Source organism: Roseateles sp. Mitsp63, assembly GCF_059491535.1.
The window spans coordinates 1,653,728-1,675,794 of record NZ_CP168509.1 but is presented as its reverse complement, the minus strand read 5'-3'; the positions used below and the strand labels follow the sequence as shown (position 1 = coordinate 1,675,794).

At 69.7% G+C, this 22,067-nt stretch carries 21 protein-coding genes; 10 read left to right on the top strand and 11 right to left on the bottom strand.

The genetic code is table 11. From position 1 onward, the window contains the following. The first annotated feature begins 8 nt into the window (after positions 1-8). The 3 genes from ACEN96_RS07335 to ACEN96_RS07325 all read left to right on the top strand — a co-directional run bounded on the left by ACEN96_RS07335 (position 9) and on the right by ACEN96_RS07325 (position 2,180). Entirely contained in the window at positions 9-737 is a 729-nt protein-coding gene (locus ACEN96_RS07335) for a response regulator (RefSeq protein WP_495588568.1), read from the top strand. Positions 738-935: 198 nt separating this feature from the next. Continuing rightward, a complete protein-coding gene (locus ACEN96_RS07330) occupies positions 936-1,496 on the top strand; it encodes an HNH endonuclease (RefSeq protein WP_495587380.1) in 561 nt (186 codons plus the stop codon). A gap of 216 nt (positions 1,497-1,712) precedes the next feature. Beyond that, complete coding sequence (locus ACEN96_RS07325; protein ID WP_495587379.1) at positions 1,713-2,180, top strand: outer membrane lipoprotein; 468 nt, start codon at positions 1,713-1,715, stop codon at positions 2,178-2,180. 59 nt (positions 2,181-2,239) lie between these two features. Here the strand turns inward: ACEN96_RS07325 and ACEN96_RS07320 are convergent, their stop codons facing one another. The 9 genes from ACEN96_RS07320 to cyoA all read right to left on the bottom strand — a co-directional run bounded on the left by ACEN96_RS07320 (position 2,240) and on the right by cyoA (position 9,911). Continuing rightward, positions 2,240-2,434 carry a HepT-like ribonuclease domain-containing protein gene (locus ACEN96_RS07320; RefSeq protein ID WP_495588567.1) on the bottom strand — a complete coding sequence of 65 codons (195 nt, stop codon included), beginning with the start codon at positions 2,432-2,434 and terminating at the stop codon, positions 2,240-2,242. Between the two features lie 165 nt (positions 2,435-2,599). Beyond that, complete coding sequence (locus ACEN96_RS07315; RefSeq protein ID WP_495587378.1) at positions 2,600-2,890, bottom strand: nucleotidyltransferase family protein; 291 nt, start codon at positions 2,888-2,890, stop codon at positions 2,600-2,602. Positions 2,891-2,976: 86 nt separating this feature from the next. After that, entirely contained in the window at positions 2,977-3,546 is a 570-nt protein-coding gene (locus ACEN96_RS07310; protein WP_495587377.1) for a response regulator transcription factor, read from the bottom strand. Then, positions 3,539-4,939: an ATP-binding protein gene (locus ACEN96_RS07305; protein WP_495587376.1), complete on the bottom strand. Its 1,401-nt coding sequence runs from the start codon at positions 4,937-4,939 to the stop codon at positions 3,539-3,541. Before ACEN96_RS07305 ends, ACEN96_RS07310 begins: the two co-directional genes overlap by 8 nt. Before the next feature lie 10 nt (positions 4,940-4,949). Further along, positions 4,950-5,735, bottom strand: a complete 786-nt coding sequence (locus tag ACEN96_RS07300; protein WP_495587375.1) for an SURF1 family protein — start codon at positions 5,733-5,735, stop codon at positions 4,950-4,952. Continuing rightward, a complete protein-coding gene (gene cyoD / locus ACEN96_RS07295) occupies positions 5,735-6,130 on the bottom strand; it encodes a cytochrome o ubiquinol oxidase subunit IV (RefSeq protein ID WP_495587374.1) in 396 nt (131 codons plus the stop codon). Before cyoD ends, ACEN96_RS07300 begins: the two co-directional genes overlap by 1 nt. Next, entirely contained in the window at positions 6,127-6,750 is a 624-nt protein-coding gene (gene cyoC, locus ACEN96_RS07290; RefSeq protein ID WP_495587373.1) for a cytochrome o ubiquinol oxidase subunit III, read from the bottom strand. Before cyoC ends, cyoD begins: the two co-directional genes overlap by 4 nt. 23 nt (positions 6,751-6,773) lie before the next feature. Beyond that, positions 6,774-8,768 (bottom strand): cytochrome o ubiquinol oxidase subunit I, encoded by a 1,995-nt coding sequence (gene cyoB / locus ACEN96_RS07285; RefSeq protein WP_495587372.1) that lies wholly within the window; start codon positions 8,766-8,768, stop codon positions 6,774-6,776. Between the two features lie 66 nt (positions 8,769-8,834). Beyond that, positions 8,835-9,911 carry a ubiquinol oxidase subunit II gene (gene cyoA / locus ACEN96_RS07280; RefSeq protein WP_495587371.1) on the bottom strand — a complete coding sequence of 359 codons (1,077 nt, stop codon included), beginning with the start codon at positions 9,909-9,911 and terminating at the stop codon, positions 8,835-8,837. Positions 9,912-10,139: 228 nt separating this feature from the next. Here cyoA and ACEN96_RS07275 point away from each other — a divergent pair, with 228 nt between their 5' ends. From ACEN96_RS07275 to ACEN96_RS07250, 6 genes are all read left to right on the top strand, one after another. Continuing rightward, a complete protein-coding gene (locus tag ACEN96_RS07275) occupies positions 10,140-11,498 on the top strand; it encodes an MFS transporter (protein WP_495587370.1) in 1,359 nt (452 codons plus the stop codon). A 195-nt stretch (positions 11,499-11,693) separates the two neighbouring features. Further along, entirely contained in the window at positions 11,694-12,200 is a 507-nt protein-coding gene (locus ACEN96_RS07270) for a MarR family winged helix-turn-helix transcriptional regulator (protein WP_495587369.1), read from the top strand. Between the two features lie 22 nt (positions 12,201-12,222). After that, positions 12,223-14,400, top strand: a complete 2,178-nt coding sequence (locus tag ACEN96_RS07265) for an FUSC family protein (protein WP_495587368.1) — start codon at positions 12,223-12,225, stop codon at positions 14,398-14,400. Further along, positions 14,397-14,615, top strand: a complete 219-nt coding sequence (locus ACEN96_RS07260) for a DUF1656 domain-containing protein (RefSeq protein ID WP_495587367.1) — start codon at positions 14,397-14,399, stop codon at positions 14,613-14,615. Before ACEN96_RS07265 ends, ACEN96_RS07260 begins: the two co-directional genes overlap by 4 nt. 76 nt (positions 14,616-14,691) lie before the next feature. Further along, a complete protein-coding gene (locus tag ACEN96_RS07255; protein WP_495587366.1) occupies positions 14,692-15,576 on the top strand; it encodes an efflux RND transporter periplasmic adaptor subunit in 885 nt (294 codons plus the stop codon). After that, entirely contained in the window at positions 15,573-17,147 is a 1,575-nt protein-coding gene (locus ACEN96_RS07250; RefSeq protein WP_495587365.1) for a TolC family protein, read from the top strand. Before ACEN96_RS07255 ends, ACEN96_RS07250 begins: the two co-directional genes overlap by 4 nt. On the opposite strand, the gene ACEN96_RS07245 is transcribed toward ACEN96_RS07250, so the two are convergent. After that, positions 17,108-17,929, bottom strand: a complete 822-nt coding sequence (locus ACEN96_RS07245) for an MBL fold metallo-hydrolase (RefSeq protein ID WP_495587364.1) — start codon at positions 17,927-17,929, stop codon at positions 17,108-17,110. The two genes, ACEN96_RS07250 and ACEN96_RS07245, sit on opposite strands and share 40 nt — an antisense overlap. Positions 17,930-17,992: 63 nt before the next feature. On the opposite strand from ACEN96_RS07245, the gene pdxR reads away from it, so the two are divergent. After that, positions 17,993-19,495, top strand: coding sequence for a MocR-like pyridoxine biosynthesis transcription factor PdxR (pdxR, locus tag ACEN96_RS07240; protein WP_495587363.1), 1,503 nt, complete (start codon positions 17,993-17,995; stop codon positions 19,493-19,495). A gap of 87 nt (positions 19,496-19,582) precedes the next feature. Here the strand turns inward: pdxR and ACEN96_RS07235 are convergent, their stop codons facing one another. Beyond that, the gene (locus ACEN96_RS07235; protein WP_495587362.1) at positions 19,583-22,054 is read right to left on the bottom strand and encodes a CehA/McbA family metallohydrolase; all 2,472 of its coding nucleotides are present in this window, start codon (positions 22,052-22,054) and stop codon (positions 19,583-19,585) included. Positions 22,055-22,067 lie beyond the last annotated feature (13 nt).

The window sequence follows — 22,067 nt, the reverse complement described above, 5'->3', positions numbered from 1 at the left end:
CTTTGACCGTGGTCCTCGTCGAGGATTCCTTCACCATCCGGCGCCAGCTGCTGCAGCGGCTCGACGCGGTGCCGGGACTGCGCGTCGTCGGCGAGGCCGCGGACGAGGCCACCGCGCTCGCGCTGGTCGATCACCTGAAGCCGTCGGCGGTGCTGCTGGACCTGTCGCTGGCGCAGGGCGGCTCCGGCATCGCGGTGCTGAAGACGCTGCGCCGCCTGGGCTATGGCGGCCAGGTGCACGTGCTGTCGCATCAGACCGAGGCGTATCGCGCCGCGGTCCTGGCGGCGGGCGCGAACGGGTTCTTCGACAAGGCGGAGGAGCTCGAGGAGATGCTGCGGCAGCTGACCGGCCAGCCGGAGGTGCCGGCGCCGGAGCCGCTCGATGCGGCGGCGCTGCGCGCGCAGCTCGACCAGACGGTGAAGCTCGCGATGCGCGATGGGGCCGAGGTCGTCGTGCATGTGCTGGCCGGCCATGCGAGCGCGTTGCCGCCACTGGCGGCGCAGTTGATCGCCGGCATCGACAGCGGCGACCTCATCGGATGGATTCATCCGGGCGAGGCGGACCGGCTCTGCGTCGTGCAGGTGGATGGCGAGGACGCGCCGTCGCTGCGGGAGCGGCTCGACGTCCTGGCCCCGGACGTGCGGATCGGGCGCGCACGGCTGCCGGAGGACGCGCTTTCCGGCGGCGGACTGGTGGCGCTGGCGGAGCTGCGGGCGCTGGGCAAGCTGCCGTCGTGAGCATGACGCGGCCGGGACACCCGGACTGACCCGAAAGGACCAGCCTGGAATGGGGATACGCCGGGTTGAACCTTGGCGATCCGGCGCCTATCGTCGGCGAACAGCCTGAATTTCGTCTCGGCGGCGCCACCGTGCGCGGCTGGCACTTGAGTTGCCCCCTGCGACTGGATTACCCTCTGTCGCTGGAGGTCATCGACCGTGGACGTTCTGCAGCTGGACATCTCGGGCCGACCGCAGGCCTGGATCTCGACGAAGGAAGCAGCGGTGCTGTATGCCAGCGACGCGGTGGCGTGGACGCTCGGCGAGCCCTTCCACATCCTGCGCGGCGGCTTCCAGCGGCTGACGGGGCTGCAATCGCGCATCGAGCTGCATCCGATCGTCGCGGTGCGTGGCGCGATTCCGACGCGTGCCTGGCGCCAGGCGCCGGCGCTGTCCAACTTCAAGCTCTTCGCGCGCGACCGGCATGTGTGCGCGTACTGCGGGCACCGCTTCCACCCCGACCTGCTGACGCGCGAGCACATCCAGCCGGTGTCGCGCCGCGGGCAGGACACGTGGATGAACTGCATCACCGCCTGCCGCGCGTGCAATGGGCGCAAAGGCAACCGCACGCCGGAGGAGGCGCGCATGTCGCTGCTCTACCTGCCCTACGTGCCCAGCCTGCACGAGGACATGATCCTGCGCGGCCGGCGCATCCTGGCCGACCAGATGGAGTTCCTGCTGGCGAGCGTGCCGAAGTCGTCGCGGCTGTACTCGTCGTAGCGCCCTGCCGCGGCCGTCGCGCGGCGCCAGCCTTGACCGTGCTGCCGTTGCAGTCGTTCGGCGGCCTTAAGGGGCGTCAAAGCGTGCTCCGGTACAGTCCGGCCCATGCGTCCGCTCGGCGGCGCGGGTCCGTGTCACGGGCGGGTAAAGACTTGTTGCACAGTCAACGGAAGGTCACAGCCATCCGTTGGCCGGGCATCGACCTGGAGAGATGAAATGAAGAAGCTGCTGATTGCCACGATGGTGGCCGCCCTCGCCGCGTGCTCGACGACGAGCCCCGATGTGATCCAGCGCGGCGATGCGCAGCGCATGTCGCAGGTGCAGGACGCGACCGTGCTGTCGGTGCGACCGGTGACGGTGGACGGCTCGCAGAGCGGCGCCGGCGCGGTGACTGGCGCCGTGGTGGGTGGCGTGGCCGGCGGCAGCGTCGGCGGCCACCGTGAAGGCCTGGTCGTCGGCGTGCTGGGCGCCGTGGCGGGCGCGGCACTGGGCAACGCCGTCGAACGCGGCGTGACCAAGGAACAGGCCGTCGAGATCCTGCTGCAGCTGCGCAACGGCGAACGCCGCGCGATCGTTCAGGCGCAAGGCAACGAGAACTGGATCGCCGGCGAGCCGGTGATCGTCGTCACCACCGGTGGCAAGTCGCGCGTGGTGCGCGCGCCAGCGACGACGAGCACGAACTGAGCATCCGCGCATCAGCGACAAGGGGCCCTCGCGGCCCCTTTCTCATGGAAATCCGCGCATCAACCCGCTGCGATTGCCGCAGCCCGCACTGCGGGCAGCTGCGCCAAGAGTTCAGGAATCCAGATCTTCACCGTCCGCCACACGACATCAAGATTGATGTCGAAGTAGACATGCGCGATGCGATTGCGCATGTCCTTGATGCTGCGCCACGGAATCTGAGGGTGCCCTGCGACGAAGGCGCCATGCGCCTTCATCAGCACCGTCGCGGCTTCTTCCCAACACGACGATGTTGAAGATCACCGCCTGCTGCGTCTTCTTGTCGCTCAGGAACTGAGCCTCGGTCATCTCCGCGACGTAGCCATGTGCCAAAGTCGCGGCCTCGTGCATGTGGTCGAGGTAGCCAACCAGACCCACGCGCGTCATACCGGACGCGCTTCAGCAAGCACCTCGCCGCGGAACCTCGGAGAGAGGTCCCCTGGGGTGAGCAGGTGCACGGGGACTCCCAGCAGGTCTTCAAGCTCCAGATGAAGACCGCTGAGATCAATCAAGGTGGCGCTCGGCAGGGCATCGACGAGCAGGTCCAGGTCACTGTCCTCGCGATCCCGCCCATGGAGCACGGATCCGAAGACGCGCAGGTTCGTTGTGGGATAGCGGGCCACGATCGGGCCGATCAGCGCTCGTTTCAAGGCGAGCGCCTGCGAGGGTTTCATCGATCATCCTTCCGTATCGGGTTGCCACGACACGATCAGGATAAGGCCGCTGGGCGTCGCTCAAAACGAGCGGCGTCGCGGCTCTCTCACTTCACCCGCTGCTTCTCCAGCTTCCTCGCCAGCGTGCGCCGGTGCATGCCCAGCCGCCGCGCGGTCTCCGAGATGTTGAACCCGGTCGCCGCCAGCGTCTCGTGGATGTGCTCCCACTCCAGCGTCTTGATCGAGGTGGTCGCCCGGTCCGTCACCTCGACCTCCGCATCCCCCTGCGCCCGCGCGAAGGCGGCCTCGATGTCATCGGTGTTCGCGGGCTTGGCGAGATAGTGTCGCGCGCCCAGCTTGATCGCCTCCACCGCCGTCGCGATGCTCGCGTAGCCGGTCAGCACCACGATCACCATCTCCGCGTCGTGCTCGTGCAGCGTCTGCACGCAGGACAGCCCGGAACCGCCACCGGCGAGCTTCAGGTCGACGACCGCGTACTCCGGCGCCTCTTCCGGACCGCGCTCGGCGAGCAGCTTCTGCACCTGTTCCACGCTGGTCGCGCGCAGCACCTGGTAGCCGCGGCGCTCGAACGAGCGCGACAGCGTCCGCGCGAACGCGTCGTCGTCCTCGACGATCAGCAGCAGCCGGTCCGTGTCCGTGGGCGAAAGCTCATCCATGGGCCGCATTCTCCGGCAGGTCCTGCGGCGCCAGGGCGGAAAGCGGCAGGCGGATCTCCACCTCCGCGCCACCGCCCTCTTCCGCCAGGCGGTTGCGCGCCTGCAGCCGCCCCCCCAGCGAGCGCACCACGTTCAGCGCCAGGAACAGCCCCAGCCCGCCGCCCGCCCGCCCCTTGCTCGATTGATAGGGCTTGCCGAAGCGCTCCAGCATCTCCGGCAGGAAGCCCGCGCCGCGGTCCGCGACGCGCAGCACCAGCTGGCCATCCTGCGTCAGCGCGCGCAGCGTCACCGGCTGGCCGGGGGCCGCCTCCAAGGCGTTGTCCAGCACGTTGTCGATCATCTGCTTGAGCCCGACGTCCGACACGATGCGCAGGCGCGGCAACTGCGGATCGGGCCGGTACTCGAGCCCGTGATGCGGCCGCGTCGTCAGCCAGTGCTGCACCAGATCGTCGAGGAAGCCATGCAGCGTCGTCACCACCGGCGACTCGCCGCGCAGCTCGCCCGCCGACATCAGGATCCCGCTCACGATCGCCTTGCAGCGCCGCAGCTGGACCTGCATCTCCTCGATCTCCTCGCGCAGCTCCGGATCGCCGGCGAAGGGCGCCATCCGCGACCAGTCGCCCAGGATCACCGACAGCGTCGCCAGCGGCGTGCCGAGCTCATGCGCCGCCCCCGAGGCCAGCAGGCCCATGCGGACGATGTGCTCCTCCTCGGCGGCGCGCTGGCGCAGGTCGGCCAGCCGCGCGTCGCGCTGGCGCAGATTGCGGCCGATGCGCTGGATGAAGATCACCAGCAGCCCGGCATTGATCGCGAAGCAGATCAGCAGGCCGCCGATGTAATGCGGCGGCAGCGACAGCCCTTCCATGTCCGGCACCAGCAGCGGCAGGTGCCATTGCGTCAGCGCCACGAAGCAGCCGCCCGTTACCGCCACCGTGAACCAGATGTAGCGCGACGGCAGCAGCACCGCGCCCACCGCGATCTGCAGCAGGAACAGGAAGATGAAGGGATTGGTGACGCCGCCGCTGTAGTACAGCTGCCCGCTCAACACCGCGATGTCGACCATCAGCCCGGCGAAGAGCTCGGCATTGCGCACGCTCGGCACCCAGCGGGTGCGCAGCCAGCAGGCCACGTTGAACAGCACCAGCACCGCCAGCAGCGTGAGCATCTCCGGCATCGGCAGCCGGATGTGCAGCGCGAAGTGCACCGACAGCACCGTCGCGAACTGCCCCGCCGCCGCCAGCCAGCGCAGTTGCACCAGCTGCTGCAGGTTGTTGCGGCCCGCCTCGAGCGCCCGGCCCGCGCCCGAGGCGTCGCCGCGCGCCAGCGCGCCAGCGCCATCCAGATAGCGGCTGTCGTCGGGGTGGTCGTCGTCGGGATCGGGACGGCTCAGCATGGTCCGGGCCTCAGTCCCTCGAACTCGGCAGGCCCGGCAGGCCCGGCGCCCTGCGGTGCTCCACGCGCCACAGCCAGATGCCGATGCCCGCCGTCATCGCGGCCATCGCGAACCAGGTCAGCGCGTACTGCAGGTGATGGTTGTTGAAGCGCACCACCGTCAGACCGCCGCGCGGCCAGCGCGTCTGATCGTCCGCCGCGGCCGCGTCGACGAAGTACGGCGCCACCGGCCCCTCGATCACGTGACGCGCCTTCGCGATCGCCTCGACGTCGCGCGAGTACCAGCGGTCCTGCTCCGGCACGTTGCGGCGCAGCAGGCTGCCACCCGGCTCGGACAGCCGCAGCAGCCCCACCACGCGGTCCTCGCCCTGCGTCTCCGACGCCGTCCGCGACGCGCGCGTCTTGAATTCCGGCGGCACGAAGCCGCGGTTCACCAGCACCCAGTCGCCCCGCACCGTGCGCAGCGGCGTCAGCACCCAGTAGCCGGTGCCGAGCTCGGTGCTCGCGCCCACCAGCGTCTCGCGCGAGTGGTCGAAGCTGCCGGTGAGCACGACCTTGCGGTACTCGTCATCGGCCTTCGTGATCGCCTGCCAGCGGTCCGCGCCGGGCGCGCGCACCGGCTCGGCGGCAAGCCGCCTGTCCACGCGCGCGATCAGGTCCTGCTTCCAGCTCAGCCGCTGCAGCTGCCACGCACCCAGCGCGGCGAAGGCCGCAAACAAAAGGGCCGCGCCCAGCAGCAGCGCCCAGAAGGCGGTGCTGCGGCGCGGCCGCGGCGGTTCCGGATGAACCTCGTCCATCAGGGCATGTTGCGCATGTCGTGGACCGGCATCATGTTGCTGTTCAGGTGGAACATCACCCAGATGGAGCCGGCCAGCATGATCACCACGACGGCGATCGTGAAGATCAGCGACAGCATCGACCAGCCGCCCTCGACCTTCGAGTTCATGTGCAGGAAATAGATCATGTGCACCACGATCTGCACCGCCGCGAAGGCCAGCAGCACGATGCCCGTGGTCGCCGGCGAGGCGATGACCTTGCCCATCACCAGCCAGAACGGGATCGCCGTCAGGATCACCGACAGGATGAAACCGATCAGGTAGCCCTTGACGGTGGCGTGGTAGCCGACGTCGTCATGATCGTCGTGACCATGGCCGTGGCCGTGGTCGTCATGCTTGTGGTCATGGTCGCTCACTGCAGCGCTCCCATCAGATAAACGAAGGTGAAGACACCGATCCAGATCACGTCCAGGAAGTGCCAGAACATCGACAGGCAGATCAGGCGGCGCTTGTTCTCCTTGGTCAGGCCCAGCTTGGCCACCTGCACCATCAGCGTCACCAGCCAGATCGTGCCGAAGGTGACGTGCAGGCCGTGCGTGCCCACCAGCGTGAAGAACGAGGACAGGAAGGCGCTGCGCTGCGGGCCCGCGCCCTCGTGGATCAGGTGCGCGAACTCATAGAGCTCCACCGCCAGGAAGCACAGGCCCAGGATGCCGGTCACCGCCAGCCAGCCCAGGACGCCGGACTTCCTGTTGCCCAGCATCTTGATCATGGCGAAGCCATAGGTGATGGACGACAGCAGCAGGAAGCCGGTGTTGAGCGCCACCAGCGGCAGGTCGAAGAGGTCGGCGCCCGACGGGCCGGCCGCGTAGCTGCGGCCCAGCACCGCATACGTCGCGAACAGCACCGCGAAGATCAGGCAGTCGCTCATCAGGTAGATCCAGAACCCGAGGAGCGTGCCGTGCTGCGGATGGTGATCGCCGTTGTCGTAGAACACCGGCGCGCCGGTGTTGTTCGTCATGGTCGTTGCTTGCATGTTGGATATCGCTCGCTGCGGATTCAGGCCTGGGCGGCCAGCACCTTGGTGCGGGCGTCCTCCGTGCGCGTCACTTCATCCGAGGGGATGTAGTAGTCGCGCTTGTAGTTGAAGGTGTGGACGATCGCCGCGATCACCGTCACCGCGAAGGCGACGCCGGCCACCAGCCACATGTGCCAGATCAGCGCGAAGCCGAACAGCGTCGACAGGCCCGCCAGGATCACGCCCGCGCCGGTGTTCTTGGGCATGTGGATCTCCTGGAAGCCGCCGACCGGGCGCTGATGGCCGCGCGTCTTCATGTCGTGCCACGCGTCGTGGTCATGCACCACCGGCGTGAACGCGAAGTTGTACTGCGGCGGCGGCGAGGAGGTCGACCACTCCAGCGTGCGGCCGTTCCAGGGGTCGCCCGTCACGTCGCGCAGTTGGTCGCGCTTGAGGAAGGACACCACCAGCTGGATCAGGAACGAGCCGATGCCGGCGGCGATCAGCAGCGCGCCCAGGGCGGCGATCTGGAACCAGATCTGCAGCGAGGGATCGTCGAAGTGGCTCATGCGGCGGGTCACGCCCATCAGGCCCAGCACGTACAGCGGCGTGAAGGCGACGAAGAAGCCGATCTGCCAGAACCAGAACGAGCACTTGCCCCAGAACGGATCGAGCTTGTAGCCGAAGGCCTTCGGGAACCAGTACGAGATGCCCGCCAGCAGGCCGAACAGCACGCCGCCGATGATCACGTTGTGGAAGTGCGCGATCAGGAACAGCGAGTTGTGCAGCACGAAATCGGCCGGCGGCACCGCCAGCAGCACGCCCGTCATGCCGCCGATCACGAAGGTGACCATGAAGCCCACGGTCCAGTACATCGGGACCTCGAACTGGATGCGGCCGCGGTACATCGTGAACAGCCAGTTGAAGATCTTCGCGCCCGTCGGGATCGAGATGATCATCGTCGTGATGCCGAAGAACGAGTTGACGCTGGCGCCCGAGCCCATCGTGAAGAAGTGGTGCAGCCACACCAGGTACGACAGGATCGTGATCACGACGGTCGCGTAGACCATCGAGGCGTAGCCGAACAGCTTCTTCTGGCTGAAGGTCGAGACCACTTCAGAGAAGATGCCGAAGGCCGGCAGCACCAGGATGTAGACCTCGGGGTGGCCCCAGATCCAGATCAGGTTGACGTACATCATGGCGTTGCCGCCCAGGTCCGTCGTGAAGAAGTTGGTGCCGGCGTAACGGTCCAGCGACAGCAGCGCCAGGGCCGCGGTCAGGATCGGGAACGAGGCCACGATCAGGATGTTCGAGCACAGCGAGGTCCAGGTGAAGACCGGCATCTTCATCATGGTCATGCCCGGCGCGCGCATCTTGATGATGGTGGCGATCAGGTTGATGCCCGAGAGCGTCGTCCCCACCCCGGCCACCTGCAGCGACCAGATGTAGTAGTCCACCCCCACGCCCGGACTCGCGAGCAGGCCCGACAGCGGCGGATACGCCAGCCAGCCGGTGCGCGCGAATTCGCCGACGAACAGCGAGGCCATGCACAGCAGGGCGCCGCCGGTGGTCATCCAGAAGCTGAAGTTGTTCAGGAACGGGAAGGCCACGTCGCGGGCGCCGATCTGCAGCGGCACGACGTAGTTCATGAAGCCCGTGATCAGCGGCATCGCCACGAAGAAGATCATGATCACGCCGTGGGCGGTGAAGACCTGGTCGTAGTGGTGCGGCGGCAGGAAGCCGAGCTGGTCGCCGAAGGCCAGCGCCTGCTGGGCGCGCATCATGAGCGCGTCGGCGAAGCCGCGCAGCAGCATGACCAGGCCCAGCACGATGTACATGATGCCGATCTTCTTGTGGTCGATGCTGGTCACCCAGTCGCGCCAGAAGGGGCCCCAGAGCTTGAACTTCGTCATCATCGCGAGGACGAAGAGGCCGCCGAGGGCGACCATGGCGAAGGTGCCGATCAGGATCGGCTCGTGGAGCGGAAGCGCCTCCAGGCTGAGCCGCCCGAAGATGAGCTTTTGAGCGTCAATCATCTTGGATCTCGATGGTGCTTGCGGGCCCGGCGCGTCTGGTCACAGCGCGGCGCCGGGTCCAGCGGGTCAGTTACGGGTGGCCGAGGCCTGCCACTGCGAGGCGTACTGGCCCGCGTTGTCGGGCGTGCACAGCGAAGCGACGAAGATGCGCCTCTGCTCATTGCTCCAGGGCTTGCTGGCCAGGCCGTCGATGGCGCCCTTGCCGCCGCCGCCGGCGGCGTCGATCGCCATCATCTGGCCCATGCACATCTTGGAGCCGTCGACGCAGCGGTTCACGACCGCGTCGAACAGGCCGGGGGCGACGCTGGCGAAGCGGCGCACCGGCTGGCGCTCGGACGGCTTCTCCAGGTCCAGGTACAGGTCCTTGGTCAGCGCGACGCCATCGGCCTTGTTGCGCTCGACCCAGGCGGCGAACTCGTCGTTGGAGAGACCGTGGAACTTGAAGCGCATGTGCGAGAAGCCGTCGCCGCTGAAGTTGGCCGAGAAGCCGTCATACACGCCGGGCTTGTTGATCACCGCGTGCAGCTGGCTCTGCATGCCGGGCATGGCGTAGATCATGCCGGCCATCGCGGGCACGTAGAACGCGTTCATCACGGTCGACGAGCTGATCTTGAAGTGGATCGGGCGATCCACCGGCGCGGCCAGCTCGTTGACGGTGGCGATGCCCTGCTCGGGATAGATGAACAGCCACTTCCAGTCCAGCGCCACGACCTCGACGGTCAGCGGCTCCACGCCGGCGGGGATCGCGCGCTGCGCGTCCAGGCGCTCCAGCGGGCGGAACGGATCGAGCTTGTGCGTCGAGATCCAGGTCATCGCGCCCAGCGCGATGATGATCAGCAGCGGCGCGCCCCAGATCACCAGTTCCAGGCGCGTGGAGTGGTCCCACTCCGGCGAGTAGGTCGCCTGGGTGTTGGACGCGCGGTAGCGGAACGCGAAGACGAGCGTCAGGATGATCACCGGGACGATGATCAGCAGCATCAGCAGCGTCGAGGCGACGATGAGTTGCGCCTGCTGGTTCGCGATGTCGCCCGAGGGCTTCATCACGACCATGTTGCAGGCGGACAGGGGCAGCGCCAGGGCCAGCAGCCCGAGACGGGCGAGTGGGCGGGCGAGACTTGTTTTCAGAGCAGCTTTGAGGTACATGGGACTTCAGCAGACCAGCAGGCGTAGTTCACGCGGATACCCCCCTTGTTCGCCGCACTTGGGCCGCACTGGGTCGTGCGGCTCCCTCCGTCCGAAACCTGGGGGTTTCCTCCGAAGGGAAAGCGATAAAGGGGAAAACGACAGTTGTCGACCGTTGCACGCCGGGCGCAGATTTTGCCCGATTGACTCAAACCAACTATTGGACATTTTGTCCCAGGTAGGAGACGTATGAACAGCAGCACCCTTTCGACAGCCGGGCAACACCTCTCCACCGTGGGCCAGCCGCTGCCGCGAGGCAGCGGGGTGGCGACACAGGAGGAGCAGGACGCCATCGCCCCGGGCGACATCGCCGTGGGCGTCGTGATCGGACGGGCTTCCGAGTACTTCGACTTCTTCGTCTACGGGATCGCCTCGGTGCTGGTGTTCCCGTCCATCTTCTTCCCGCACATGGAGCGGCTGGAGGGCACGCTGTACGCCTTCGCGCTGCTGGCGCTGGCCTTCGTGGTCCGGCCGATCGGGACCATGGTGGGCATGGAGATCCAGCGCCGTTTCGGCCGCAGCGTGAAGCTGACGGTGGCGCTGTTCCTGCTGGGCATCTCGACCTGCACGATCGCGGTGTTGCCTGGATTCAACACCTGGGGCGGTGCGGCCATCGCCCTGCTGGCCGCCTGCCGCATCGGGCAAGGCCTGGCCCTGGGCGGATCGTGGGACGGCCTGCCGTCGCTGCTCGCGCTGAACGCGCCGGAAGGCCGGCGCGGCTGGTACGCGATGCTGGGGCAGCTCGGCGCGCCGATCGGCTTCCTGATCGCGGCGGCGCTGTACGCCTACCTGTGGAGCAGCCTGGCGACGATCGACTTCCTGAGCTGGGGCTGGCGCTATCCGTTCTTCGCGGCCTTCGCGATCAACGTGGTGGCGCTGTTCGCGCGGCTGCGCCTGGTCGTGACCCACGAGTACGAGAAGAACCTGGAGGAGCATGAGCTCGACCCCTGCGACGCCGGCGAGCTGTTCTCGCAGCAGGGTGCCAATGTCTTCATCGGCGCGTTCGCGGCGCTGGCGAGCTACGCCCTCTTCCACATCGTCACGGTGTTCCCGCTGTCGTGGGTGATGCTGTATGGCGACCAGAACGTCACCCAGTTCCTGACGGTGCAGGTCATTGGCGCGCTGCTGGCGGCGGCGGCGATGCCGATCTCCGGCATGGTGGCGGACCGCATCGGCCGGCGCAGCACGCTGGGCACGCTGGCGACCACGATCGGCATCTTCAGCCTGTTCGCGCCCATCCTGCTGGACAGCGGCAGCATGGGTCAGAACATCTTCATCCTGGTCGGTTTCGTGCTGCTGGGCCTGTCCTACGGCCAGGCCGCGGGCGCGGTGACGTCCAACTTCCTGCCCCACTTCCGCTACACGGGCGCGGCGCTGACCTCGGACCTGGCCTGGCTCATCGGCGCGGCCTTCGCCCCGCTGGTGGCGCTGGGCCTGTCCGCGCACTACGGGCTGTGGGCGGTCTCGGCCTACCTGCTCTCGGGCGCGGTCTGCACGCTGGTGGCGCTGCGCACCAACCGCATGCTGCAGATGAAGGACAAGGATTGACCCTGAGGCCCGAACCCGCGACACGGGCTTGACAGCCCGCGACGCGAAAAAGCAACGGCCGGTCGACAGACCGGCCGTTCTGCTTTCCGGCGTCATGGGCACGGAGAGGGGCTTGGAGATGACCATGGGCGAGCCGCGTCCGCGGCAATAACCCCACTTAAATAGATAGCAAGCTAACTATTTAAACTCGCGGGCATGAACTCCTCCAAGGACAAGCCGGCCCGCTCGCTGACGCGCACCGCGCGTGAAGCGGCCCTGATGAGGGTCGGCATGATGCTGCCGGTGCTGGAGCGGGCGTACCGCGCCCGCGCCAACCTGGCGATGGCGCACGTGGGCCTGTCGCAGGCGCTGGCCTGGCCGCTGGTGATGATCGGCCGGCAGGGCGACGGCCTGCGCCAGGGCGAGCTCGCGACGCTGCTGGGCATCGAGGGGCCGTCGCTGACGCGCTCGCTGGACCAGTTGATCACCGGCGGCTTCATCGAGCGCCACGAGGATCCCGATGACCGCCGCGCCAAGACGCTGCATCTGACGGCCGTGGGCGCGCAGGCTTGCGAGCAGATCGAGGTCACGCTGCGCGACCTGCGCAACGAGCTCTACGAAGGCATCGCGGACGCGGATGTCGAGGCCGCGCTGCGGGTCTTCTCCACGCTGGCGGAGCGCGTCGGCGCGCCGACGCCGGCCGTGCCGCCGCGGCGCAAGTGAGCCCCCCAGCGGCACGACGGCCATGAAGCTCCCCGCCCTCTCCTTCACCGCGATCCGGCTGCCCGCGCTGCCGAAGCTGCCGGCCGTCCTGCGGCCGGGTTTCACGCGCGCCGAATGGATCTTCTCGCTCAAGGCCTTCGCGGCGGCGATGCTGGCGGTCTTCCTCGCGAGCTGGGCGGGCCAGCCGCGGCCGTTCTGGGCGCTGATGACCGCGTACATCGTGGCCCATCCGATGGCCGGCGCGGTGCGCTCCAAGGGCGTGTTCCGCGTCGCCGGCACGCTGGTCGGCGGCGCGGCCGCGGTGCTGATGGTCCCGAGCCTGGCCAACGCGCCGGAGCTGCTCAGCCTCGCGCTGGCGCTGTGGGTCGCGGGCTGCCTGGTGCTCTCGCTGCGCGATCGCACGCCGCGCGCCTACGCCTTCATGCTGGCCGGCTACACCGTGGCGCTGATCGGCTTTCCGGCGGTGGACACGCCGCTGACGATCTTCGACACCGCCGTCGCCCGCCTCGAGGAGATCGGCCTGGGCGTGCTGTCGGCCACGCTGGTGCACAGCCTGGTGCTGCCCAACAGCCTGGCGGGCTCGGTGCTGGGGCTGCTGGATCGCACGCTGGGCGACACCCGCGCCTGGCTGAGCGACATCGCCGCGCGCCGCGACGGTGGCGCCGACCGGCGCCGTGTCGCCAGCGACATCTCCCAGTTGCGGGTGCTCTCGACCCACATCCCCTTCGACACCAGCCACCTGCGCTGGACCGCCGATGCGGTCCACGCGATGCAGGATCACGTGGCGGCGCTGACGCCGCTGCTGGCCGGCGTCGAGGATCGCCTGCGGGCGCTCGAGGCGCATGGCGGCGTGCCGGACGACGTGCGCGCGCTGCTCGACCGCCTCGGTCCCTGGCTGACGCTGCCCGCCGATCAGGCCGAGGCGCGGTTGCCCGCGCTGCGGGCACGGCTCGACGCGCTGACCGGCGCGGACGCGCGCGGCCGCCTGGCCGGCGACCCCTGGGCGCGGCTGCTGCGCGTCGCGCTGGCGGTGCGGCTCGGCGAGCTGCTCGATGGCTGGCTGCACTGCGTGCGGCTGCGCGCCGACATCGACCGCGGCCTTTCCGGCGCGCCGATGACCGCGCCGGCGGCGCCCCGGCCCGGCGGCCCGAAGCTGCACCTGGACCTGGGCATGGCGCTGTGGTCCGGCGCGGCGGCGCTGATCGCCATCCTCGTGTGCTGCGCCTTCTGGATCCTCACCGGCTGGCCCATGGGCGCCGCGGCCGCGATGATGGCCGCGATCTTCTGCTGCTTCTTCGCGGCGATGGACGACCCGGTGCCGGCCATCAACGGCTTCCTCACCTGGACGCTCTGGTCGATGCCCTTCGGCGCGCTCTACGTGCTGGTGCTGCTGCCGCTGGTCCAGGACATGTGGACGCTGATGGCGGTGTGCGCGCCGGTGTTCCTCATCCTGGGCGCTTTCATCGGCCGGCCCGCGACCGTCGGCGCGGCCTTGCCCTTCCTCTTCGGCGTCATGGGCGCGCTGGTCATGCACGACACCGCGCAGGCGGACCTCACCAGCTTCCTGAACTCGATGGCGGGCCAACTGGCCGGCATCTTCGTCGCGTCGCGCGTCACGCGGCTGATGCGGTCGGTGGGCGCCGACTGGAGCGCCCGCCGCATCCAGCGCGCGACCTGGCGCGAGCTTGACGAGCTCGCCCGGCTGCCGCGCTCGGCGGGCCGCGGCCGGGCCTACCTGCTGCGCATGCTCGACCGCATCGCGCTGCTGGCGCCGCGTGTCGCGCAGTCGGGCGGCTCGGTGCCCGGCGTGCCCACCGACGACGCGCTGCGCGACCTGCGCATCGGCGCGGACCTGGTCGCGCTGCAAGGCGTGCGCGGCCAACTGCCCGCCCTGGCGCGGCAGCCGCTGCCGCCGCTGCTGGCCGCGATCGGCGACTGGCTGCGCGCCCGCATCGATGGCCGGTCCGGCGCGCTCGATGCGCTCGATGCGCTCGATGCGCCGCCGGCATCGCTGCTGGAACGCCTGGACGGCGCGCTCGCGGGACTGATCGCGGCCTATGCCGGCGCCGGGGACCTGCCCGCCGAGGCTCATCCGGCGGCAGGCGCCCTGATGGGCCTGCGCCGCAACCTGTTCCCGGATGCGCCGGCGCCTGCGCTGACCGCCGGCATCGAGGACAACGACAAGGAGGACCGGGCATGACCGGCGCCGTGGATTTCTTCGGGCTCTATCTGCCCTGGCTGATGCCGCTCGCGGCGCTGGCGCTGATCGCGCTCTCCGCCGTGCGGCGGCTGCTCGCATGGACCGGCGCCTACCGCTGGATCTGGCATCCGGCGCTCTTCGATCTCGCGCTCTACCTGCTGCTGCTCTGGGGCCTGAGCAGCGCCTCGCTGCGCGTGCTGCACGGCCCCGGGTGACGGCGCCCCTGCCCGCATGCCTCGCCGAATCAATGAATGAACGAATGAACGACTCCGGTCCGCCGGACCCCACGCCATGAAAGCCTCTTCCTTCCCCCTGCGCCGCGCCGTCTCGATGCTCGTCACGCTGGCCGCGGCTGGCGGCGCCCTGTGGGCGGCCCATCAGCTCTGGGACCGCTACGAGCTCCAACCCTGGACGCGAGACGGCCGGGTCCGCGCCAACGTCGTGCAGATCGCGCCCGACGTCTCCGGCCTCGTCACCGCCGTGCCGGTCCAGGACAACCAGCGCGTCGCCGCCGGCGCGCTGCTGTTCGAGGTCGACCGCGCACGCTACGAGCTGGCGCTGCGCCAGGCGCAGGCGCAGCTCGCCGCGCAGAAGGTCGCGCTGGCGCAGTCGCTGCGCGAGGCCGAGCGCAACAGCGGCCTGGGCAGCCTGGTCTCCCAGGAAGCCCGCGAGCAGACGCGCAGCCGCGCCGATCAGGCGCGCGCCGCCGTCGCGCAGGCTGAAGTCGCGGTCGACTCGGCGCGGCTCAACCTCGCGCGCGCCGAGATCCGCGCGCCCTCCTCCGGCACCATCACCAACTTCGACCTGCGCCAGGGCGCCTATGCCAGCGCGGGGCATCCGGTGCTGGCGCTGGTCGACGCGGACTCGCTCTACGTCGAGGGCTACTTCGAGGAGACCAAGCTCGCGCGCATCCACGTCGGCGATGCCGTCGAGGTCAAGCCGATGGGCGCGAGCCGCGCGCTGACGGGCCGCGTCGAGAGCTTCTCCGCCGGCATCGCCGACCGCGACCGCAGCACCAGCGCGAACCTGCTGCCCAGCGTCAATCCGACCTTCAACTGGGTGCGGCTGCCGCAGCGCGTGCCGGTGCGGGTCAAGCTCGATCCGCTGCCGCGAGGCGAGCGCCTCGTGGCCGGCCAGACGGTGACGGTCCAGGTTCTTGGCGGAGCGAAATCATGAGCCGCGCGATGAAGCACGCGCTGGCGGTCCTGGCCGCGGCGGCGCTCGCCGCGTGCTCAACCGCGCCGAAGGGGCCGGACTACCAGGTCCCCGCGGATGCCGTCGTCATGAAGCCTGGCGCGGCGGCGCCCTTCCTGGAACAGCAACGCGCCGCACAAGCCATCGGCGCCGCCAACGCCGCCGACGCCACCCAAGCCGGCGACGTGGCCGGCGCGCGGCCCGCGCCTTTCGACAGCGCGCCGCTGCCGCCGCACTGGTGGCGGCTCTTCCAGGACGAGAAGCTCGATGCGCTGGTCGAGCAGGCGCTCGCGCGCAACACCGACCTGCGCCAGGCAGCGGCCAACCTCGAGCGCGTCCAGGCCCTCGAGTCCGAGGCGCGCGGCGGCGGAAAGCCCGCGATCAGCGTCAACGGCGGCCCCAGCTTCGGCCATCCGTCGGGCCTCTCGATGCTGAAGAAGGACTACGTGCCGCCCGACACCTACCGCTACAGCGCGGGCGTCGGCCTCTCGTACCAGCTCGATCTCTTCGGCCAGATCCGGCGCGCCATCGAGTCCTCGCAAGCCAGCGCCGAGGCGGCCGCGGCGGCGCTGGACTTGGTCAAGGTCAACGTCGCGGCCGGCACGGCCCGCGCCTACGCGGAAGCCTGCGCGACAGGCCAGCGGCTCGATTCGGCGACGCACTCGGTCGACCTGCAGCGCGAGGCGCTCGAGGTCACCGAGAAGCTGCAGCGCGCCGGCCGCGTCGGCGAGATCGATGCCGCGCGCGCCCGCAGCCAGCTCCAGCAGCTGCAGGCCGCGCTGCCGCCGCTGCTCGCGCAGCGGCAGTCGGCGCTGTACCGGCTCGCGACGCTCACCGGCGAGCTGCCGGCCGACTTTCCGCGCGAGCTGGCCGAATGCCACCTCGCGCCGCGCGTGGCCGGCGCCATCCCGGTCGGCGACGGCGCGGCGCTGCTGCGCCGCCGTCCCGACATCCGCCAGGCCGAGCGCGAACTGCATGCCGCGACCGCGCGCATCGGCGTCGCCATCGCGGATCGCTATCCCAAGATCACGCTGGGCCTGTCCGCCGGCTCGGCGGGCACGCTGGCCGGTTTCGGAAAGAGCGACACCCTGAGCTGGAGCCTGGGGCCGCTGATCTCCTGGACGCTGCCGAACACCGGCGTCGCCGACGCCCGCATCGCGCAGGCCGAGGCCGGCACCCGCCAGGCGGCGGCGCGTTTCGACGGGGTCGTCCTCAACGCGCTGCGCGAGACCGAGACGGCGCTCAACCAGTACGCGCGCGAACTGGACCGGCGCGCGGCGCTGCAAGGCGCGCGCGACGAGGCGGCCCTCGTCGCCGGGCAGGCGCGGCGGCTCTATCAAGGCGGCAAGGTCGGCTACCTCGACGCGCTCGATGCCGAACGCGCGCTCGCCGCGAGCGACGCGGCGCTGGCGGCGTCCGAGGCCACGCTCATCGACGAGCAGGTGCAGCTCTTCCTGGCGCTGGGCGGCGGATGGGAATCCGCCACGGCCACCGCCGTCACCACGGCCGGGGCTCAGGCCGCGGCGCGCCTGCCCTCGACCGCCCGGAAGTAGCGATCGAAGGACTCGTCGACGGCGGCTCGTCCGCCGCCGGCGATGTTCAGGCCCCAGGTGTAGCCGTAGACATCCTCGAAGGGCAGGCCGTCCAGGCGAGCCTGGATGCGGCGCACGTCGGCCGGATCGGCCGGGATGTAGTTCGGCACCGAGTACATGAAGGTCACATGGCGGCGGTCCTGCACCACGTGCAGCGCGTCGCCGGCGAGCAGCACCGGCTTGCCGCCGGGGCCCTTGCGCCAGTGCAGCACGGTGCTGCCGGGGAAGTGGCCGGGGCATCGATGGAGCGTGACGTCCTCGGACAGCCGCAGCTCATCGCCGCTCCACAGGCGGAGCTGGGGCACAGGGCGGGAGATCCAGTCGCGGTCGGCCTCGTGGAGGTAGATGGGCACGCCGCCGAAGGCCTCGCTCCATTCGACCATCGACGAATAGAAGTGGGGATGCGAGATCGCGATCAGGTCGATGCCGCCGCGTGCCTTCAGCGTCTCGACGGCGTCGGGCGTGATGAGGCTGACGCATTCCCAGAGGATGTTGCCGGCGCCGGTCTGGAGATGAAGGGCGCGCTGCGGGATGCCGAAGGCGGGCGTGATGCCGATGCCCAGCAGGTCGCCGTCGGGCTCGATGCGCAACCGGTGGGCGGCGGCAAGGGCTTCATGGGTCGTCCACCGCTGCCCGCCCCACCCGACGTACTGGCGTTCATCGGAGCAGATGCGGCACAGCGCGGGCGGCTCCGCGGACTCGGCGTGTTGCGTTCCGCAGGTCTGGCAGATGAATCTCGGCATGGCGGTTCCTTGAAGTCCGTGGTGGAGAATCGCTCATTCTTTGGCTCCATCACAGCGCCATAAATGAGCAAATCGACAGAGCCAGAATCCACGGTCATCGGCGTGCTCGCTGACGCCTCGGCGGCAGCGCCGGGCCAGTTGCTGAAGGCACTGCACCGCGCGTTGCGGGAGGCGATCGTGAGCGGGCGTCTCACCTCGGGCGTGAGGCTTCCGCCGACGCGCGCGCTGGCGCAGGCGCTGGGGATCTCGCGCAACACGGCGATGGCGCTGTACGACCTGCTCGCGAGCGAGGGCTACGTCGCCGCGCGCGGGAAGGGCGGGACGTCGGTGGCCGGCGCGCTGCCCAAGGCGCGCAAGCGAGCGGCGGAGGCTGCTGGCGAAGCGTCGCCGCCGAAGGGGCCATGGTTGAAATCGGCATGGTTCGCCGCGGCGGCATCGGCGAAGGTGATCACGAGCGCGCCGGCGCTCGCGCTCGCGCATGACTTCACCGTGGGCGTTCCTGCGATCGCGCCGCTGCCCTTCGCGGTCTTGCGGCGCCTGACCGGGCGCGCGCTGCGCGATGCGGAGCGCTCGGCCGCCGAGTACGGCGCGCCGCAGGGCTTGCCGCGCATGCGCGCCGCCATCGCCGCGCATGTCTCGGCCACGCGCGCCGTGGCCTGCTCGCCGCAGGACGTGATCGTCACGCAGGGCGCGCAGCAGGCGTTCGACCTGCTGGCGCGCGTGCTGGTGGCGCCGGGCCAGACGGCCGTGGCCATCGAGGATCCCGGCTACCCGCCGCTGCGTTCAGCATTCATCGGCGCGGGCGCGCGGCTCGCGCCGGTCGCGGTCGACGATGAAGGGCTTGTCGTCGACGCCATTCCCGCGGGCAGCCACATCGTCTGCGTCACGCCCTCGCATCAGTTTCCACGCGGCGTTACGCTGTCCGCCGGGCGCCGCCGGCAGTTGATGCGCCTGACGCAGGACACGCCCGCCGTCGTCATCGAGGACGACTACGACAGCGAGTTCCGCTTCGGACGCCGGCCGCTGGATGCGCTGAAGACGCTGGACCGCGAGGGCCGTGTCTTCTACGTCGGGACGTTCTCGAAGAGTCTCTATCCCGCGCTGCGGCTCGGCTACATCGTCGCGCCGCGCTGGGCGCTGGCGGCACTCGCGGCGGCGAAGCAGGCAGCGGACTGGCACTCGTGCACGCTGACCCAGGAGGCCGTCGCCGCCTTCATCGAGGAGGGCCATCTGCTGCGGCATGCGCGGCGGATGCAGGCGATCTATCGCGGCCGGCGCGAGGCGCTGATCGACGCGGTCGGCCGGCATCTCGGCGCGGCGGCCGAGGTGCTGCCCTGCGAGGCCGGGCTGCACATGGCGATCCGGCTGACCGGACGCGCCGCCTCGTCGCGGCAGATCGCCCTGCGCGCCATCGAACGCGGCGTGCGCGTCGAGACGCTCGCGCGCTACGCCCTCGCGCCGCGTGATGTCGCGCCGCGCGACGATGCCCTGCTCTTCGGCTACGGCCGCATCGAGGCCGCACAGATGGACGACGCGATCCGGCGCCTCTCCCGCTGTCTCGGCTGAGCCAGGACAAAAAAAGGCGGCCCCGTCGCCGGGGCCGCCGCTCCTCCTCATCGACCGCCGGGCTGCGCCGGCGGTCCCGTTCCGTCATCAGGGATAGCTGATGGTCAGCTTGTAGGGCGAGGTCGTGCTCGATCCCGTGTACGACATCACCTTGATGTAGACCGTCTGCGCCGTCGCGCCGTTCTGGTAGGTCAGCGATTCCGTGCTGCCCACCGCTTCCGAGCGCGCCAGGCCGGTGCCGGTCGACTTCACCACGTACAGGTCGTAGTCGATGCTCGACGAGGTCGGGCCCGTCATGTCGACGCGCAGGCGCTGGTTCGCGGCCAGCGTGACCTTGAAGAAGTCGACGTCGGTCTCGCTGCCGATGAAGCCCGTGAGCTGGTTGCGGCTGCCCACCGCGTTGGCGCTGGAGATCGTGTTGTTGGGCTCGACCTCGTCCGCGGCGTCGACCACGTTGTTGACGGTGAAGCTCACCGGCGCCGACGTCGTCGTGTTGCCGGCCGCGTCGTAGGCCTTGGCCGCCAGGCTGTGCGTGCCGTTGGCGAGCTGCGTCGGGTTGACGGTGATCGCGTACGGCGCTGTCGTGTCGACCTCGCGCAGCGCGCCGTCCAGCCAGAACTCGACCTGCGTCACGCCGACGTTGTCGCTGGCGGTGGCCGAGAAGGTCAGCGTGCTGGTGCCGCTCACCGAGGCCGTCACCGACGGCGGCGTGGTGTCGCCGCCGCTCGCGCCCTGGTTCACCCAGATCGGGGCCGACCACAGCACCTTGCCGTCGTCCTGCGTCACCTTGGCGTAGTAGAAGTGCTTGCCGTTCGCCGGCGTGATCGTGGCCGTCGGGCTGCTGCCCAGCAGCGTCACGGTGCCGTTGCGGCCGGGCACGCCTTCCCAGATCTCCGTCGTCACGACGGTGCGGCCACTCGGGTTGTAGAACCCGACGTTCATCGACAGCGCGCCCGCGTTGTCGAAGCGCTCGCCCATCAGCTTGCCGTTGGCGCTGAAGATCAGCTGCGACTCCTTGTCCATCGTCGCGAACACGCGGCGCGCCTTGAGCGCATCGATCAGCGCGGCCTTGCTCAGCGGCGTGCCCGTCGGGATCAGCACCGCGGTGCGGTTCGTGTAGGACTTGCCCCAGTTGGCGCAGTGGTTGTCCTGGTTGGTCGCCGGCGCCACATGGAAGCCGCGCTCCAGCAGCTTCTTCCACGCGCCCTCATAGGAGCTGCGCGAGGTCTCGCTCTCGGTCGTGTTGGACGAGAAGGCCGAGGTGTTCATCACCTCGGACATCACCATCACCTCGTCGCCATCGGCGCTGTAGGCCATGTCGGCGCCGTTGATGATGAACTGGCCGCTCGAGTCCGGATGGTTGAACTGGCCGATCAGCCCCTGCGCGCGCATCACCGAGTAGAGCGTCGCGTAGTCGCTCTTGGCGATGTAGCGATCGCCGAAGAGCTCGTTCTGCGCGTTGTACTCCCACGAGAACAGCTCGTTGCTGTTGAAGATGTTCAGGTGGCCGCCGTTGCTGATGACGCCCCACTCCATGCCGTACACGGCCAGGAAGCCGGGATTGGCGGCGGTGTAGTCCGACGCGATCTGCAGGCCGCGCTGGTAGCGCGCCTTGGCCGCCGTCGCGCTGCCGCTGGTGTTGGTGCTCGAGGAGCCGTCGAAATAGTGGTTGTGGTCGGTGTTGGCGAAGATGTCCAGGCCGGCGCTCTTCGCGTACGGGAAGGCGGCGTCGGGACCGTAGGCGCCGGTCTGGGCTGGCTGCGAGGAGCTGCAGCTGCCGATCGCGCCGCCGCCGTCGGAGTCGTTGGTCTGGCCGTGGAAGCTGCCGTAGTAGATGGTGTAGGGCCAGGAGCCCGCGCCCACCGCCGCCGACTGCGCGCGCACGCGCTGGTTGGCTTCGCCCGACGCGCCGCTGGCCAGCGGACGCAGCGTGCCCATCGCGATCTTCGCCGGCTTGCCGATGGCGAAGTTCCAGCTCTGCTCGACCTCGTGGCCCTGCGCCTCGCCGGCCTGCTGCGCGGCCAGGATCTCGGCAAACTGCGCGTCGGTGCCCGAGCTCTTCAGCACGGTGCCGGCCTTGGCGCTCAGTGCCGTCAGCGTCGCGGTGTAGACGCCGTCGGTCAGGCCCGCGTCGCCGCGGCCGGCCCACTTCAGCGGCACGGTCTTCACGTCGCCGGCGTACTGCTCGACGCCGGTCCAGCGCTTGACCAGCGCGCCGCTGGGCGAGCGCAGCTCGACGCGGTAGGCCAGCAGCGTGCCGGCGGGCGCGCCGACATAGTCCAGGTGCACGGTGAAGTCGCGCGCGCCGGTGGTCTCGGCGCCGTTGAACGGCACATCGAGCGCGGCGTCGAACTCATGGTGGTCCGGGTACTTGGCCGACGGATCGGCGCTCAGCGCGGCGGCGCGGTCGTCGGGCGACGCGGCCTGCGACTGGGCCTGCGGTTTGTCGCCGCCGTTCAGGCCGCCGCCGCAGGCGGTCAGCACGACGGCCATGGCGCTCAGCGTGGTGACGCGCAGCACGGCGCGTCCGGACAGGGGGAACAGGGTGCGGAAGTTCATGGGGGCTCCTCGG